This window comes from Parafannyhessea umbonata, from assembly GCF_012844235.1.
In the GTDB taxonomy this organism is placed as follows: Bacteria; Actinomycetota; Coriobacteriia; order Coriobacteriales; family Atopobiaceae; genus Parafannyhessea.
Genome location: NZ_JABAGR010000027.1, coordinates 1 through 511, shown reverse-complemented (window position 1 = coordinate 511; position 511 = coordinate 1). Strand labels below are relative to the sequence as shown.

Here is a 511-nt window from a genome sequence, read left to right as displayed (position 1 = left end):
CTTGGGAACAGCGTAAGTTGGGGGACATCGCGCACCGTGTCACCCGCAAGAATGAGGGGGAGTCCGATTTGCCCCTGACCATCTCGGCCCAGTACGGCCTCGTGGACCAGCGAACCTTCTTCAATAATCAGGTTGCGAGCAAGGACATGAGCGGCTACTACCTCCTTCGTATGGGGGAATTCGCCTACAACAAGAGCACGTCCGGGGACAGCCCGTGGGGTGCCGTGAAACGCCTGAAAATGTACGAAAAGGGCTGCGTATCGACCCTGTACATCTGCTTTGGGCTAGACGACGCCGACCCCGACTTCCTTGTCACGTACTACGAGACGAACCGCTGGTACAAGGCTGTTCAGATGATTGCCGCCGAGGGCGCGAGGAACCACGGCTTGCTCAATATTGCGCCTGACAATTTCTTCGATACCGTCCTCACTTTGCCTTCTTCGCGAGAGGAGCAGGAGCGAATCGGCGCCCTCTTCGCTCGTCTCGACAACCTCATCACCATTCATCAGCG

General features: G+C 57.5%; 1 pseudogene. It reads left to right on the top strand.

Features of this window, described 5'->3' with window-relative positions:
- Window positions 1-511, top strand: a pseudogene (locus HF885_RS10260) (restriction endonuclease subunit S); the annotation flags it as partial.